This is a genomic window from Phytopseudomonas daroniae (assembly GCF_004327275.1).
GTDB lineage: Bacteria > Pseudomonadota > Gammaproteobacteria > Pseudomonadales > Pseudomonadaceae > Aquipseudomonas > Aquipseudomonas daroniae.
This window is the reverse complement of sequence record NZ_QJUJ01000009.1, coordinates 107,197-122,539: the sequence shown is the minus strand read 5'-3', so window position 1 is coordinate 122,539 and position 15,343 is coordinate 107,197. Positions and strand designations below refer to the sequence as shown.

Annotated in this window: 17 protein-coding genes; 5 read left to right on the top strand and 12 right to left on the bottom strand. The window is 61.7% G+C overall.

Annotation, left to right across the window (positions count from 1 at the left end):
- Nucleotides 1–3: 3 nt before the first annotated feature.
- Together DNK10_RS19700 and DNK10_RS19695 are read right to left on the bottom strand one after the other, a co-directional pair.
- Entirely contained in the window at nucleotides 4–402 is a 399-nt protein-coding gene (locus DNK10_RS19700; protein WP_131192733.1) for an ester cyclase, read from the bottom strand.
- Nucleotides 403–491: 89 nt separating this feature from the next.
- Nucleotides 492–1,265, bottom strand: coding sequence for a spermidine synthase (locus tag DNK10_RS19695; protein ID WP_131180397.1), 774 nt, complete (start codon nucleotides 1,263–1,265; stop codon nucleotides 492–494).
- 169 nt (nucleotides 1,266–1,434) lie between these two features.
- Between DNK10_RS19695 and DNK10_RS19690 the strand changes: the two genes are divergently transcribed.
- From DNK10_RS19690 to DNK10_RS19680, 3 genes are all read left to right on the top strand, one after another.
- The gene (locus DNK10_RS19690; RefSeq protein WP_131192732.1) at nucleotides 1,435–2,781 is read left to right on the top strand and encodes a class II 3-deoxy-7-phosphoheptulonate synthase; all 1,347 of its coding nucleotides are present in this window, start codon (nucleotides 1,435–1,437) and stop codon (nucleotides 2,779–2,781) included.
- Between the two features lie 114 nt (nucleotides 2,782–2,895).
- Complete coding sequence (locus DNK10_RS19685; RefSeq protein ID WP_131180399.1) at nucleotides 2,896–3,063, top strand: DUF2897 family protein; 168 nt, start codon at nucleotides 2,896–2,898, stop codon at nucleotides 3,061–3,063.
- 204 nt (nucleotides 3,064–3,267) lie between these two features.
- On the top strand, nucleotides 3,268–4,023 hold the full coding sequence (locus DNK10_RS19680) for a CPBP family intramembrane glutamic endopeptidase (RefSeq protein WP_131192731.1): 756 nt from the start codon (nucleotides 3,268–3,270) through the stop codon (nucleotides 4,021–4,023).
- A gap of 88 nt (nucleotides 4,024–4,111) precedes the next feature.
- On the opposite strand, the gene DNK10_RS19675 is transcribed toward DNK10_RS19680, so the two are convergent.
- From DNK10_RS19675 to DNK10_RS19655, 5 genes are all read right to left on the bottom strand, one after another.
- Nucleotides 4,112–4,615: a putative periplasmic lipoprotein gene (locus DNK10_RS19675; protein WP_244216289.1), complete on the bottom strand. Its 504-nt coding sequence runs from the start codon at nucleotides 4,613–4,615 to the stop codon at nucleotides 4,112–4,114.
- Nucleotides 4,616–4,740: 125 nt separating this feature from the next.
- Nucleotides 4,741–5,322: a hypothetical protein gene (locus DNK10_RS19670; protein WP_131192730.1), complete on the bottom strand. Its 582-nt coding sequence runs from the start codon at nucleotides 5,320–5,322 to the stop codon at nucleotides 4,741–4,743.
- Nucleotides 5,319–5,906, bottom strand: a complete 588-nt coding sequence (locus DNK10_RS19665; RefSeq protein ID WP_131192729.1) for an RNA polymerase sigma factor — start codon at nucleotides 5,904–5,906, stop codon at nucleotides 5,319–5,321. Before DNK10_RS19665 ends, DNK10_RS19670 begins: the two co-directional genes overlap by 4 nt.
- 2 nt (nucleotides 5,907–5,908) lie before the next feature.
- On the bottom strand, nucleotides 5,909–7,576 hold the full coding sequence (locus DNK10_RS19660; RefSeq protein WP_131192728.1) for a vWA domain-containing protein: 1,668 nt from the start codon (nucleotides 7,574–7,576) through the stop codon (nucleotides 5,909–5,911).
- 123 nt (nucleotides 7,577–7,699) lie between these two features.
- Nucleotides 7,700–8,473, bottom strand: coding sequence for an AraC family transcriptional regulator (locus tag DNK10_RS19655; RefSeq protein WP_131180404.1), 774 nt, complete (start codon nucleotides 8,471–8,473; stop codon nucleotides 7,700–7,702).
- Between the two features lie 149 nt (nucleotides 8,474–8,622).
- Between DNK10_RS19655 and DNK10_RS19650 the strand changes: the two genes are divergently transcribed.
- A complete protein-coding gene (locus DNK10_RS19650) occupies nucleotides 8,623–9,849 on the top strand; it encodes an MFS transporter (RefSeq protein ID WP_131192727.1) in 1,227 nt (408 codons plus the stop codon).
- 153 nt (nucleotides 9,850–10,002) lie between these two features.
- On the opposite strand, the gene DNK10_RS19645 is transcribed toward DNK10_RS19650, so the two are convergent.
- The 4 genes from DNK10_RS19645 to DNK10_RS19630 all read right to left on the bottom strand — a co-directional run bounded on the left by DNK10_RS19645 (nucleotide 10,003) and on the right by DNK10_RS19630 (nucleotide 13,663).
- Nucleotides 10,003–11,445, bottom strand: coding sequence for an aminotransferase-like domain-containing protein (locus DNK10_RS19645; RefSeq protein ID WP_131180406.1), 1,443 nt, complete (start codon nucleotides 11,443–11,445; stop codon nucleotides 10,003–10,005).
- A 227-nt stretch (nucleotides 11,446–11,672) separates the two neighbouring features.
- Nucleotides 11,673–12,482, bottom strand: a complete 810-nt coding sequence (locus DNK10_RS19640; protein ID WP_131192726.1) for an OmpA family protein — start codon at nucleotides 12,480–12,482, stop codon at nucleotides 11,673–11,675.
- Entirely contained in the window at nucleotides 12,479–12,751 is a 273-nt protein-coding gene (locus DNK10_RS19635) for a DUF4398 domain-containing protein (protein WP_165496017.1), read from the bottom strand. Before DNK10_RS19635 ends, DNK10_RS19640 begins: the two co-directional genes overlap by 4 nt.
- A 90-nt stretch (nucleotides 12,752–12,841) precedes the next feature.
- Complete coding sequence (locus DNK10_RS19630; protein ID WP_131180409.1) at nucleotides 12,842–13,663, bottom strand: substrate-binding periplasmic protein; 822 nt, start codon at nucleotides 13,661–13,663, stop codon at nucleotides 12,842–12,844.
- Between the two features lie 99 nt (nucleotides 13,664–13,762).
- Between DNK10_RS19630 and DNK10_RS19625 the strand changes: the two genes are divergently transcribed.
- Nucleotides 13,763–14,716, top strand: a complete 954-nt coding sequence (locus tag DNK10_RS19625) for an alpha/beta fold hydrolase (RefSeq protein ID WP_131192724.1) — start codon at nucleotides 13,763–13,765, stop codon at nucleotides 14,714–14,716.
- Between the two features lie 90 nt (nucleotides 14,717–14,806).
- Here the strand turns inward: DNK10_RS19625 and DNK10_RS19620 are convergent, their stop codons facing one another.
- On the bottom strand, nucleotides 14,807–15,292 hold the full coding sequence (locus DNK10_RS19620) for a PaaI family thioesterase (protein WP_131192723.1): 486 nt from the start codon (nucleotides 15,290–15,292) through the stop codon (nucleotides 14,807–14,809).
- Between the last annotated feature and the right edge of the window lie 51 nt (nucleotides 15,293–15,343).

Sequence of the window (15,343 nt, the reverse complement as noted above, 5' to 3'; positions counted from 1 at the left end):
CGGTCAGGCTCTGCTCGTCAGTTGCGCCTCGATCGCCGCCTTGTCGACCACCGACCAGACTTCAGCGATCTTGCCGGCGCGGAACGCGTAGAACACGTTCTCGCTGAAGGAAACCTTGCGGCCATTCACCGGCAGGTCGAGAAACCGGCCTTTCGGCGAGCAGTGAAAATCCAGGCGGCTGGCGATCATCGACTCTTCGCAGGTCAGCAAGAGGATGTTGAAGCGCAGATCGGGAATTTCGTGAAAGTCCCGCTCGAGCATCTCGCGGTAACCGGACAGACCCAGGCGCCGGCCATTATGGATCGCATCGTCGTGAACGAAATCTCCCAGGTTCGGCCAATCCTGACGATTCAGGCAGTCGATATAAGCTCGATACACCGCGGGAAGATCTTGCTCGCTCATGGCATTGCTCCGTCTGAATGGTCTCGGGGCTGTCGATGCTCCACCGTAGCCCCTAGGAAAGACATTGCAGATGCCGGTTAATTCCTGCCTCAGCTGGCCATGCGTACGGCATCGATCAACGGCTGCAGCGAATAACCGAGCCGCGCCTGCAAGGCTGCGGCGCGGCGGCTCACCGCCTCGCGGTCGAACTGCTGATCCAGCTCGGCGGGCACCAGCACCACCACGTTGCCCTCCACCACCGGGCACTCCCAGTAATGACGGTGATAGAGCCCGCGCAACAGCGCCGCGCCCAGGGGCTTGCCATCGTCACCGGCCCACTGGTTGATGATCAGCCAGCCGCCCGGATTGAGCTTGGCGCGGCAATCATCGAGAAAGCGCCAGGCCAGATGGCCGACGCCAGGGCCGGTATCGGTATAGAGGTCGACGAAGATCAGATCCGCGGTTTCTGCGCTGGGCAGCAGCTCCATGGCGTCGCCGATGCGCACGGTCAGTCGCGGGTCGTCTTCCAGCCCCAGGTATTCCATGGCCAGACGCGGTACGTCGGGGCGCAGCTCGATGGTCTCGACATCCTCGAGCGGCAGGAATTTCAGGCAGGCCTGGGTCAGGTTGCCGGCGCCGAGGCCAAGGAACAGCGCCGTCTCCGGCGCTTCGTGACACAGCGCGCCAGCGAACATGGCGCGGGTGTAGTCGTATTCCAGCCAGCTCGGATCCTCGGTGAACACGCAGCTCTGCTCGATCGACTCACCAAACTCGAGAAAACGGTATTCGCCGATTTCCACCACGCGGATCACGCCGAAGGCATCGTGCACCTCGGCCAGTACCACTTCGTCCTTCATTTCCTCCACCGGAGGCAAGCCAGGCATGCGCAGATTCTCCACCATCGCGTCCCCGGCTCAGGCCGGGCTGGTGCCGATTGTCGATGATGCAACGCACTCAGGTCACGCGCTAAATGCCCGGCAATACCGCAACAGGTATGCCTTGGTGCGCACGGTGATCGGTTACCATGGCCGATCATCAATAAGAGATGTCGCCATGAGTCAGCCCTGGAGCCCCGATAGCTGGAGAAGCAAGCCGATCCAGCAACAACCTCTCTACCCGGATTCCGCGCGGCTGAGCCAGGTCGAGCAGACCCTGGCCGGTTTTCCGCCGCTGGTGTTCGCCGGTGAAGCGCGGGAGCTGCGCAAGCAGTTCGCCGAGGTCACCCAGGGCCGAGCGTTCCTGCTGCAGGGCGGCGACTGTGCGGAAAGCTTCGTCGAGTTCAGCGCCGCGAAGATCCGCGATACCTTCAAGGTGCTGCTGCAAATGGCCATCGTCATGACCTTCGCGGCCGGCTGCCCGGTGGTGAAGGTCGGGCGCATGGCCGGGCAGTTCGCCAAACCACGTTCTGCCAATGACGAGACCATCGACGGCATCACCCTGCCCGCCTACCGCGGCGATATCGTCAACGGCATCGGCTTCGATCCGGCCAGTCGTACGCCCGACCCGCAACGTCTGCTGCAGGCCTATCACCAGTCGACCGCCTCGCTGAATCTGCTGCGTGCCTTCGCCCAGGGTGGTTTCGCCGATCTGCATCAGGTGCATCAGTGGAACCTGGACTTCATCGCCAATTCGGCACTGGCGCAGAAGTACCACCAGTTGGCCGACCGCATCGACGAAACCCTGGCATTCATGCGTGCCTGCGGCATGGACGGCGCCGCTCAGGTTCGCGAGACCAGCTTCTTCACCGCCCACGAAGCCTTGTTGCTCAACTATGAAGAAGCCTTCGTGCGGCGTGACAGCCTCACCGGTGGTTTCTACGACTGCTCGGCACACATGCTGTGGATCGGTGACCGCACCCGCCAGGTGGACGGCGCCCATGTCGAGTTCCTGCGCGGGGTAGGCAACCCCATCGGCGTGAAGGTCGGCCCGAGCATGACCGACGAGGATCTGATCCGCCTGATCGACATCCTCAACCCGGACAACGATCCGGGCCGCCTCAATCTGATCGTGCGCATGGGGGCCGACAAGGTCGAAGCCGGCCTGCCGCGACTGATCCGCACCGTACAGCGCGAAGGGCGCAATGTGCTGTGGAGCAGCGACCCCATGCACGGCAACACCATCAAGGCGTCGAGCGGTTACAAGACCCGCGATTTCGCGCAGATTCTTGCCGAAGTCCGGCAGTTCTTCGCCGTGCATCATGCCGAGGGCAGCTACGCGGGCGGTATCCATATCGAAATGACCGGTCAGGACGTCACCGAATGCATCGGCGGCGCCAAACCGATCACCGAAGACGGCCTCTCGGATCGCTACCACACCCACTGCGACCCGCGGATGAACGCCGATCAGTCTCTGGAGCTGGCCTTCATGATTGCCGAAACCCTCAAGCAGGTACGCCGCTAGGAAGTGGCAGGCCCTGCTTTAACCTGAACCAAGGCAACCGACAAACGGTCTTCCGTTCAGAGACGATCGATACTGATCGCGTGAAGTCTCACCTATCCATAGAAGGAGTCGCACATGCCCTGGTATGCCTGGTTGATCCTGATTGTGGCGATCGGCTCCATCGTCGGCGGTCTGTTCATGCTGCGTGATACGGCGAAGAAACTGCCGCTGAGCGAAGAACAGTTGAAACGCATCCACGAGCGCAATATCGAGCAGGATGCCAAGGACGCTCAAGATCGCTGATCGCTCCCAAGCGCTGTAAACTGCACCTCTGTTGGGCACGTCTAAAAACGTCGGCGAGGCAGTCAGCGCAAGGCAAAAACAGGCGAGAAAGCGCAGTTTACGAGTTGTAAATGAGCATTTTGATTGGACTCGCACACGAGCCTGTTTTTAACGCAGCGATGACAACGTAGGTAGTTTTTAGAGGTGCCCTGCTCAGGAGGCGCAATGCCCTTACCTCCCCGACTGCTGCTGCCTCTCTTCCCCCTCGCCGCTGGCGTGGCCCTGGGTTTCATTGAGCCTATGGGGTTGCTCGTCGCCTGCCTGTTCATCGCTCTAGTGCTCGCTCCGATACGGTTGCCCGCATGGCTTTGGTACGGCCTGGTCATAGTCGCCAGCCTGCTGCTGGCGGCGCATCGGCTGCCCGGCTTCGAGCCCTGGGTACTTGCGGCGCCCGAGCGGATCAGCGCCGACGCGCCGCCCTACCTTCTGCGGCTGTCGTGGGACAAGCTACTGGTGGGCTGCGCCCTGCTCGCCTGGTGGCTTGGGCAATCCCCAAGACCGACAAACAAGCCGATACTGGCCGTACCGGTATTCGTCCTGACACTGATCGCGGTGCCCGGCCTGGCACTGCTACTGGGAGTCGTGGCCTGGCAATCGAAGTGGCCAGAGATGCTCTGGCCCTGGCTGGTCATCAATCTGGGCGTAGCCGTGCTGGCAGAGGAATTGCTGTTCCGTGGCCTGCTGCAACCGCGTCTGGTCGAGTGGCTCGGCACCTTGCCGGGGATTCTCTGCGGCGCCCTGCTGTTCGGTGCCGCACACATTCCGTTCAGCCCATGGTTCGCGGTAGTGGCGACCGTCGCCGGGATCGGCTACGGCCTGGCCTTCCACCTAACCGGGCGACTGAGTGTCGCCATTGCTCTGCACGGCCTGGTCAATCTGCTGCACTTCACCATGCTGAGCTATCCGCTGCGGATTGCCTGAACATCCTGGAAGGCCATGGATTCATGGAAAGTGGAGATCAAAACGTCAGGACGGCGGCTCGAGCCTCAACCAGGAGCGGTATTCACCCTTAACGTCGGAATTCGAATTGCAGCTCGGCGCCTTCGATCGAATCCCAATAGTCATCGCCGGTCTCCCCAGTGATCAGCTTGCCGCTGAGCTGGAAAGGGTTGAGCGAGGGTTTCTTCTCCTCGAAGAACGACGGCAGGATTGGTGCCAGGCCATCTTTGGCCGCCTGGTCTTCAGCCTCGAGCTTAGCGGCCAGCTCCGGCGGCAGGCTCAGATCCAGCTTGGTCTTGGGCGGCGCCTGTACCACCTTCTGCGGTTTCTTCTCCGCCTTGGCACGCTCTACCGCCTTATCAGGTGCTGCCTTTCGCGGTACCGGCGGCTGCGATTTCGGTGCGCTCTCCTCGACAGGCGTGGGCGCCTTGGCAGGCGGCTCGACCGGGTTGGCGGGCTCACGGGTTACCACTGCCGGCTCACTGTTCTTGCGCGGCACATCCCCGCCCTGCTCATCGGAGCCACAGGCGCTCAACAGAAACGCGAAGAGTATTGGCAGTAGGTAACGCATCATGATCGGGGCAGCTCACGCAATTGCGGCTAAAGGGCACCTCTAAAGGCGCATTCTAAAACGGCTGAAAAATAACGCCAGCCGGGCTGCCCGAATGGCAGCACCGCCTGTCGATCACCAGCATCGGCTCAGGGCTCGGGCAAACGCCGCAACTCGGACTCGATATCCAGATCCGGATATTGCGTCTGCAAACGCTCAATCCGCTGTTCAGCCTCTTCGCCCTCACCTCGCGCACGTAGATCGGCGATTTCGCGCAGGGCCTCCACAACCTCATTGTGCAGCGGCGCCGTCTTGGCGGCCATGCGCGCGACGATCTTCGGCGCTTCGGCCATCGCAGAGCTCGGCATAGCCTCCTGGGGGGACTGCAACGCCATCGGTGCCGGCGCCTGGCGCGTCATGGCCGCGGGTGGCGCGTCATAACTTGGTGGCACCTGCTCCAGGGTTTTCAGGCTCAGGCCAAGCCCCAGCCCAAGCACGGCAAGGCACCCGAAGGCTGCCGACCAGCGCCCACGCCCGGAAGCGCCAGCCAGCCAGTTCTGCAGCCGCTGCCAGGCACTCTCCGTCTGGGGTCTACGCGCCGCCGCAGCCTCAGTTGCAGCCGCCAGAATACGGGCATCCAGCGCCGCCGATGGTTGCTCGCGCTTGTGCTCACGCACGTGCCGCAGCAGATACTCGTCGTCTCGCTCGAGATCGTGCGGATGATCGTTCATGGTGATACCTCTTCGGCCACGCTAAGCAATCGACGCAATTTCTGCATCGCGTAGCGCAGGCGGCTTTTTACCGTTTCTGCCGGCGTGTGAGTCAGCTCGGCAATCTCGTGCAGCTCCAGATCAGCATGGGCACGCAACAGAAAGACCTCCCGCTGCTCCGCCGGCAGGTTATCGAGCGCCGCCTGGATCCGCGTCTGATCCTGGCTCAGACTGAGCTGGCGCTCAGGATCGGGCTCAGCGCTGGGCCGATCATGCAACTGCTCGTCGAACACGTCCTCGTGCTGCTGACGCTTGCCATGCTTGCGCCAGTGGTCGATCAGGCGATTGCGGGCGATCTGATACAGCCAGGTTTTGAACAGCACCGCCTCGCGTTGCAGCGACTCGCTGCGGATCAGGCTCATCCAGGTATCCTGGAACACCTCTTCGGCCAAGGCGTGGTCGCTGCACAAACCAAGCAGAAAACGAAACAGGCCGAGCCGATGCCGCTCGTAGAGCTGCGTGAAGGCAACGGCGTCGCCAGCCCGATAGCGACGCAGCAACTCGGCATCGCTGGGCCCGGCGGTAGTTGGGGGATTGGCAGTCACACTCACTCGACTCCGGTGGCACGGGAGTCGCCAGTTTGCAGGCTTTGCGCCAGTTCCACCAGTTGCACGAACTCGCTGCGCAGGCCGAACGGGTCATCGCCCCGACTGCCTCGTGCCAGCGCCACCGTAGCGGCCCAATCGAAATCACCGGTGTAGCGGCTACCACTCAGTTGCTGGGCGAAAGCAGCTACAGAGGCAGCGAAGCGCAAGTCTTCACTGGCCTTGGCGATCGGCGCGATGGAGGTCGACGTCTGGATCGCGGTCTCCAGCAAACGGCTGTCGTTCTGTTCGGGCGCCTTGTAACGGATACGCAGCCAGGCCAGCTCACCTTGCCCGGGTGCATCCGCTTGCGCCTTGCCATAACGCAATGGCTCCAGCCAGCCGCGATTGCCTACCGGCACTATCTCGTAGAGCGCGGTCACGCTGTGCCCGGCGCCGATGTCGCCAGCGTCGACCTTGTCGTTACTGAAATCCTCGCGCTGCAGGGCGCGATTCTCGTAGCCGAGCAAGCGGTACTCACTGACCTGGGCAGGATTGAATTCGACCTGAATCTTCACATCCCGCGCCACCGTGGCCAGCGTCGAGCTGAGTTGCTCGACCAGCACCTTGCGCGCCTCACGCAGGTTGTCGATGTAGGCGTAGTTGCCATCGCCGGCATCGGCCAACTGCTCCATCAGTTGCTCGTTGTAATTGCCCGTGCCGAAGCCCAGGGTGGTCAGCGAAATACCGGTTTTGCGCTTGTCTGCGGCGAGCGCCTTGAGGCTCTCGAAATCGCTGACACCGACATTGAAGTCACCATCGGTGGCCAGCAGGATGCGGTTGATGCCGTTGCTGATGAACCCTTTCTGCGCCTGTTGGTAGGCGAGCTGAATGCCCGACTCACCCGCCGTAGAACCGCCGGCCTGCAATTGCTCGATAGCCGCACGGATACGCGCCTTCTGCGATCCTGCCGTCGGCTCCAGTACGACACTGGAATCACCGGCATAGACCACCAGCGAGACGCGATCCTGGGGACGTAACTGGTCGACCAGCAGTTTCAGCGTGCTTTGCACCAGCGGCAGGCCTTCCGGCCGATCCATCGAGCCGGACACGTCGACCAGAAACACCAGATTGGCGGCTGGCAACTGGGCAACCTGCATGTCGGATGCCTTGATGGCGATGCGCAACAGTCGGCTTTCCGCGTTCCAGGGGGTCACCGCCAGTTCGGTACCGACGCCAAATGGCACGCTGCCGCTGGGCATGGGATAGGCGTAGGGAAAGTAGTTGACCAGTTCCTCCAGCCGCACCGCCTCGGCCGGCGGCAGACGACCCTGATTCAGGAAACGCCGTACGTTGGCGTAACTGCCGGTATCCACGTCGATGCTGAACGTCGATACCGGAGCTTCGGCAACCGACTGCACGGGATTGGCGGCAAGACGTTGGTACTGCTCGCGGCTGGCCTGTGCAACTGGCGCATACCGATGGTCTCCAGCTATCGGCATGGCCATGCGCGTCATCATCGGAACGGGGCGGATCGGCGCCTGGATCGATGCGGCTTCGGCGGCAACCGGCGCATGCTTTGCGCTACGCGGCGATTCGGCCGGATCATTCTGGTTGCCACTGCAGGCGCCGAGCAACAGCACGACACCGCCGGTAAGACCGCACAACAACGGTTGGGAAATCATCTTCATGGTGCTTCTCCTGGATCGAAATACCGCTTCGATCCAGTAGACGCAGACACGCCGCGTTTCGGGTTAACCGGGGTCTGCACGAAAGATCGCCGGCCAGATGAGCGACGCTCGAAAGAAGCGCCCTTATCGGAAAAAGTTGCTGGGTGTCGTGCCGAATTGCTTCTTGAACATGCTGGTGAACGCGCTTGGGCTTTCGTAGCCGAGTTCGCCAGCGATATTGATGATCTTCTCGCCCCCGGCAATTCGCTCCAGAGCGAGAAGCAGGCGGGCCTGCTGACGCCACTGGCCAAAGGTCATCGTCGTGGCTTTTTGAAACAGCCGCTGAATGGTTTTTTCATCCAGGTTAAGCCGAGCGCTCCAGTCGGACAGCGTGGAGCCGTCTCCGGGATCCGCCTGCAGGGTCGAACAGATAACCGTGATGCGTGGATCCGTTGGTTGCGGGAGATGCAGCGGCAGCGTCGGCAAGACTGCAAGTTCATCCAGAATCAGGCCCATCACTCTCGCCTCGCGCGAGTTCTGCAAGTACGGCTCCGTTATGTAGACAGAGGTCTTGATCAGTTCACTCAGAAGAGGAGAAATGCTCACGGCCCTGGTTTCGCTTGGCAAATCCGTCAGTTCATCGGGTCGCACGAAAACGCTGCGCATCTTCACCGGGCCTACGCAGCGAACCTCGTGAATTTCCCCACTTGGCATCCAGAGACCCCGGCTCGGTGGCACGATCCACTGGCCCAATGCCGAGCGCACGACCATGACACCCTGAATGGCGTAAATCAGCTGATGCTTGTTATGGCTATGAGGCGCGATATGCCAATCGCTCGGGTAATCGGTAGCGCTGCACCTGACCCGCCAATTCACGGCATCGATCTCGGTAACGAGTTCATTCAATGACTTGATCATTTCGCCCTTTTTGAGAGAGTCATGTCCCTATTCTCGCGAGACAGGCATTTTCATCGCGCCTAGGATAGCGCCGAACCCTGAAATCCAGCAGCCATTTCCGTCGGGCAGACTGCCTGCCGAGCACGCTGCTTTGCCTGGAAGCGTCTCGTATGTCCACCAGCTCCACGTCCTCTGCAACTGCGGCCAGGTCAGTCGCTGACCAGGCCAGTCCTCTGGTCATGCGCGTGATCGGCGCCTGCGCCCTGGCGCACCTGATCAATGACCTGATTCAGGCAGTACTGCCTTCGATCTACCCGATACTCAAGGCCAATTACGGGCTGACCTTCACCCAGGTCGGGCTGATTACCCTGGTGTTCCAGCTCACCGCTTCGCTATTGCAGCCCTGGGTTGGTTATCACACCGATCGCCATCCCAAACCCTGGCTGCTGCCTGCCGGTTCGCTGTGCACCCTGGTGGGCATTCTGCTGCTCGCCTTCGTCGGCAGCTTTCCGGCAATTCTGCTGGCCTCGGCTCTGGTCGGCATTGGTTCCTCGACCTTCCATCCGGAGGCCTCGCGGATTGCACGGCTTGCCTCGGGCGGCCGCTTCGGCCTGGCGCAGTCGACCTTTCAGGTTGGTGGCAACACGGGGAGCGCCTTCGGCCCGTTACTGGCAGCGGCCATCGTCATTCCATACGGCCAGGGCCATGTGGCCTGGTTCGGCCTGTTCGCGGTATTCGCGATACTGGTGCTCTATGGCCTGAGCCGCTGGTACCGCAATCACCTCAACCTGTTCAGGCTCAAACAGGGTGGCCAGGCCACTCATGGGCTGTCGAAACGGCGGGTAACTGCAGCCTTGGTGGTGTTGGCGCTGCTGGTCTTTTCCAAGTACTTCTACATGGCCGGCTTCACCAGCTTCTTCACCTTCTACCTGATCGAGAAGTTCGGCGTCTCCATCGCCAATTCTCAGATGTACCTGTTCCTGTTTCTCGGCTCGGTCGCTGCGGGTACTTTCTTCGGCGGGCCGATTGGCGATAAGGTCGGGCGCAAGAAAGTGATCTGGTTTTCCATTCTCGGCGCGGCTCCCTTCACCCTGGCGCTGCCCTACGTCGACCTGTTCTGGACCGGCGTACTGAGCATGATCATCGGCTTCATTCTCGCCTCGGCCTTTTCGGCCATCGTGGTCTTCGCCCAGGAGCTGATGCCCGGCAACGTCGGCATGATCGCGGGCCTGTTCTTCGGCCTGATGTTCGGATTCGGCGGTATTGGCGGCGCATTCCTGGGCTATCTGGCGGATATCCACGGCATCGAATACGTATTTTTCCTGTGTTCGTTCCTGCCGTTACTGGGAATCCTGACGATCCTGCTGCCTTCTACCCGGGCGAATAGCGGCGCATGAAACTGTTTCATCGGACATGCGCAGGGTATCGCTCGCGATCTCGGCAGACGCAATCGCCGGATCGCGACGCTCGATAAAGAGGTGGCTGTCGTCTGCCTCCTGGCGGAGCCGGACGACGGCTATATCATCGCACGGCAGGCTCGCTGCAGAGCCCTAGAACCCGCTGGTTGCCGCCTCCTGACAGAGCTGGCTGGCCAGCATGCCCAGGGTCATCAGCGCGCGCTCCGCTTCGCGGTTCCACGGAATGCCGCAGTTGAGGCGCACACAGTGGTTGAACTGCTCGGTGTTACTGAAGATCAGCCCCGGCGCAATGCTGATGCCCTGCTGCAAGGCGCTGACGTGCAGATCCTTGGTATTGACCCGCGCCGGCAGGCTGACCCAGAGAATGAAGCCTCCATTGGGCCGGGTGATCTGCGTGCCTTCGGGAAAATACTGCTGCACTGCCAACTGAAAGGCGCTGAGGTTCTTGCGGTACTCCTGGCGGATATGCCGCAGATGGCGGTCATAACCACCATTCTCCAGATACGCCGCCACGGCCATCTGGGTGACGCTGCACGCCGAGTGGGTGGTGAACATCTGCAGGCGCTGGACTTCGTCTTGATACTTTCCGGCGATGATCCAGCCGATCCGCACGCCAGGCGACAGGGTCTTGGAAAAGCTCGAGCAGTACACCACGCGTCCTTCCAGATCCCCAGCCTTGAGTGCCTTGGTACGCCCCTGCTCGAACATCAGCTCGCCATAGATATCGTCCTCGACGATCTGGATGTCGAAGTCGCTGGCCAGGCGCAGCAGCTGTTTCTGCCGAGCCTCGGGAATGGTACCGCCCAGTGGATTGCTCAAACGCGCGGTCAACACCAGTGCCTTGATGGGCCACTGGCTGGCAGCCAGTTGCAGGGCTTCGACACTGATGCCAGTGGTGGGATCACTGGGGATCTCGATGACCTTGAGGCCAAGCAGATCAGCCAGTTGCAGCAAGCCGTAATAGGTCGGCGACTCGGTGGCGATCAGGTCGCCCGGACGCGTCAGCACGCGCAGACACATCTGCAGCGCGTCCACACAGCCGTGAGTGATCACCACCTCCGAAGGGTCGACCAGCACGCCAGCGTCGCGCATACGGATCGCCACCTGCCGGCGCAGCGGCTCGAAACCCGGGCTGAACATGTAGCTGAAGGCCCGCGGGCTCTGGAAGCGGGTAACCTTGGCCAACTGCTGGTGCAGCGCTCGAACCGGGAGGTAGTCGACATGAGGCACTGCCGCGCCGAGCGGAAATACGCCCTCGCGACGCGCTTCGCCGAGCACCTGGTTGATGATGCTGCTGCGCGTCACCAGGCCGGGTCGTTCGACTCGGGCGATATCCGGGGTATCGGCGGTCAGCGCGGGCGTCTGATGGACGTAGAAGCCGGACTGCGGTCGCGCACGGATCAGGCCGAGATCCTCCAGGTTGGCGTAGGCTTGCAGCACCGTGGCATGGCTAACGCTGAGCTGGGCACTCATTTTGCGCACCGAAGGCACCCGCTCGCCCGGCTGATAAACGCCACGGCGGATATCGTCCGCCAACTGCTGAGCGATGCGCTGATAGAGCAACAGATTGGTCATGGCCGCCTCATCCCGGTACTGAACCATAACAGTAGCCCAACTAAATGTTTCTGTACCGGTACAGCCCTGAAATATCTCGACGATACAGCCGTTCGTCAGGCAAGAAAAAATTTCCGGGAGAGATTCTTGACGTCGCTTGCGACGGTTAGAAGGGCGGCCGCCAGGGATGGCAGACCATAAAACCCCCGCCCTGCAATGCAGTAGCGGGGGGTTCCTGGTCGACAGGCTTAGCGAGTGGCGCCCAGGCGCCCCTGCTCATCGGAAAACACGATCTCGACCCGGCGGTTCTGTGCCCGCCCCTTGGCCGAGGCGTTTTCCGCCACGGGGAAGCTTTCGCCAAAGCCCTGTACCTCGATGCGCTTGGCATCGATACCCAGGTCGGTCAGCGCATCGGCTACGGTCTGGGCGCGGGCCCTGGACAGTTGCAGATTTTCCTCGCGCCCGCCGCTGCTGTCGCTGTAACCCTCGATACGCACGATGCGACGCGGGTTCAGTTGCAGAAACTGCACCAGCTTCAACACGGTGCGGTTGGCGCTGGTCTTGAGCCGTACTTCACCGGCATCGAACAGCACATCACCCAGGGTCATCACCAATCCGCGATCCGTCTGCGCGGTCGCCAGGCTGACGATCCGCTCCTCGAGCCAGGCGTTCTGTTCCTGCACACTGATCAGCTTGGCTTCACGCAACGCCAATTGCAGGCGCTGACGCTCGAGTTCCAATCTGGCCGCACGTTCCTGATCCAGCGCGAGCTGAGCGTGCTCACGGGCGATCTCGCTGTAGCGTTGACTCAGGTAGGCGTAATGGGCCACATCGTCGGCGCTGCCCCAGTAGCCTGACAACCGTTCGGCACGCCCCAGAGACTCGCCGGCACGGATTACGTCCTTGGGCGCACTTCGCAGCACCTGGGGATCTTCCTTGACCGACTGGTAGCTGGCACGGGCAGCCTCCAGCGCGGCATTGTGCTCATCGTTGAGCCCGGCACAAGCCGTCAGGCAGACACCCATCAGCGCCACGGCGCCTACACGCAGGGGGCTCATGGCATTGCTCCAAGCTGATCGCGCAGTCGTTCGATATGACGATTCAATTCCACCAATTGCGCCTGACTACGCAGAGTCAGCACGCGGGCCTCGGCCAGACGCGCATCCAGCTCGGCCTGCTCGGCCTGAATACGCGCGGCACGATACGACTCCTCGTCCATGGCCGTGCGCGCCTGGGCGAGCTTGTCTTCGGCTTGGCTCAGTTCGGCGACAGTTTCGTCCATTGCGACGGTGCGAGCCTGCTCGACCATCTGTTCGGTCAGGCGCATCTGTTCGGAAGGAGCCGGATCGCTGGCACAGCCCTGAAGCAACAGCAGCGCCAGAGCGGCGCCGGTATATCGATAGATCACAGATATGTCCTACTCACTGGCGGCCGGTTGCGGCTGTTGTTCATTCCAGCGCTGCAAGTTGCGTTGCAGAAGGGTTTGCGGCACGCCGGTGGCGGTGAATTCTGTCATTTTCTTGGCCAGCTGTCCGCGCAGCCAGGCATCGTTGCAGGCCGAGTTGTGCGACAACGCCAAGTGCAGCCCTTCACTGGAAATCGGCGGGTCGAGCACCTGCAGATCGTCCTGCAAACCCAGGGTCGAGGCCAGCGCCTGCCCCGGGTAGCGCTCATAGAGCACGTAATCGGTACGGCCCAGAAGCAGCTTCTGGAAAGCCTGGGTCAAGCTGGAAACGCCTTCGAGGGTGAGGTTGGTCTTGGCATAGGCATCGAACGTCTGCCCGAAGCTGTTGTTGACCAGGGTATCGCCAGTGCGCCCCTGCAGATCCGCCCAACCGGCATACGGAAAATCACTGCCCTTTCGCACCCAGACCACGCTTGGCGTCGATAGATAGGCCGGGTGAATAAAGTCCATGCTCTCCAGGCGCGGCACTGTCAGAAAGGCACCGGCCAGCATGTCGATACGCCCGGTACGCACGTCTTCCTGAGCCCGCGACCATGGCCCGGCGTAGACGACTTCGATACCGACACCGAGCTCCTCGGAAACCGCCTTGAGCAGGTCGACGGTAGCACCTATCAGCTGCCCCGGGTTTTGCGGGTCACGCCACAGGTACGGCGGGTACTCGGGATTCCCGGTCGCGATCAGCCGCTCGCACTTGCCGGCGGCCTGCGTACCACTCGCCAACATCAATCCAGCAAGCAACCACAGACCTGACCTGACTAAACCTCGCTCAAGCATTGACACTCTCTCGATTCAAATACCGGCCAGCCCTCCATCGGAGGAAGATTCATGACATGCTAGCTCATACGATCTGGATAATCAGCGACAAGACGCAGCATGAAGAAAATGATTCTCGCCGTATTAGTCCTGCTGGCCATCGCCGCGGCGTCGATTCTTTATCTGTCGCCAGCGGCACAATTGGCGGGTTACCAGCACGTTGAGCAATGGCGCGCCGGGCTGCATGAACGCCGCGCCAACGTGAACGACCTGGATATCAGCTATTACGAGGGCGGCCCGCAAAACGCCGAGACCGTGCTGCTGGTTCACGGTTTCGGTGCCGATAAAAGCACCTGGCTGTGGTTCGCCCGGGAGCTTACCGAGCGCTACCACGTCATTGCCGTGGATCTGCCCGGTTTCGGCGCCAGCGACAGGCCCCACGGCAGTTACGATGTCGGTACCCAGAGCGAGCGCCTGGCAGCGTTCATCGATGCGCTATCGATAAGGCGGCTGCACCTGGTCGGCCACTCCATGGGCGGGCATATCGCAGCGCTCTACGCGGCTCGCTACCCGCAGCAGGTCGTCAGCCTCGCCCTGATGGCCAATGCCGGCATCACGGCACCGCAACGCAGCGCTTTCTTTCAGCGTATGGAAGAGCAAGGCGACAATCCCCTGCTGGTGGAAAGCCCGCCACAGTTCGATCAGTTACTCGACTGGCTGTTCGTTGCGCCGCCACAACTTCCAGAGCGCCTCCACCAGTACCTGGCGCAACGCGCCGTCGACGACGGCGCGCATCAGCGGCAGATTTTCGACCATCTGCAACAACGCTATCTGCCCCTGGAACCCGAATTACCACGAATCAACGCACCGACGCTGCTGCTCTGGGGGGATCAGGATCGCATCCTGGACGTATCCAGCGTCGAGGTGATGAAACCGCTGCTGGCCGATGTCAGCGTGGTGATCATGAAAGGCTGTGGCCACACGCCGATGTTCGAATGTCCGGAGGAAACCGCCGGGCACTACCGGCAGTTCATCGATGCCCAGGGGTTACCAACGTCGGGCAACGCTCAGTAGCCTGTAACGCCCGCAGCCTGACCACACCCAGCACCTCGAAGGAATCACCCTCCGGCAAGCCGAGCTGTGCGTTACCAAACGGTGCGTCGCTCATCGCCCGTGCGCACTGTCGCCACGCAGGGTCATCACCGCACTGGCAATGTTCGCAACCACCTTGCCGTCCTCTGTCCGCACCTCGCAGCGGTAATGGCTGATCATCCGGCCTCGGTGTTCAGCCCAGGCATGGGCTTGCAGGCGTGCCTGCCAGACCGGACGAAGAAAGGTGGCCTTCAGGTCGATACTGGTGAAACTCTCGCCCTCCACCATCAGCGTGGAGTGAGCCGTACCGATGGCAGCATCCGCCAGCTCACAGAGCAGCCCACCATGCACGGTACCTTGCTGATTGCCATGGCGTAGCGCATCGGCTTCCACCTCCACCACCGCCATGGCTTCGTCGATCGCCATGATGCGAAACCCAAGCAGCTGCGAGATCGCCGTGGGATAGCGCATGTGGGTGGTGTGCTCCACCTCGAGCGAGCCATCGAGCTGGCGGCGCAGGTACTCCAGCACGGGAATTGGGCGAACGGTACGCATCATGCCAGCTCCTGTTTCGGCTACACCTCTGGCGACGATAGAGGATCGATTCGC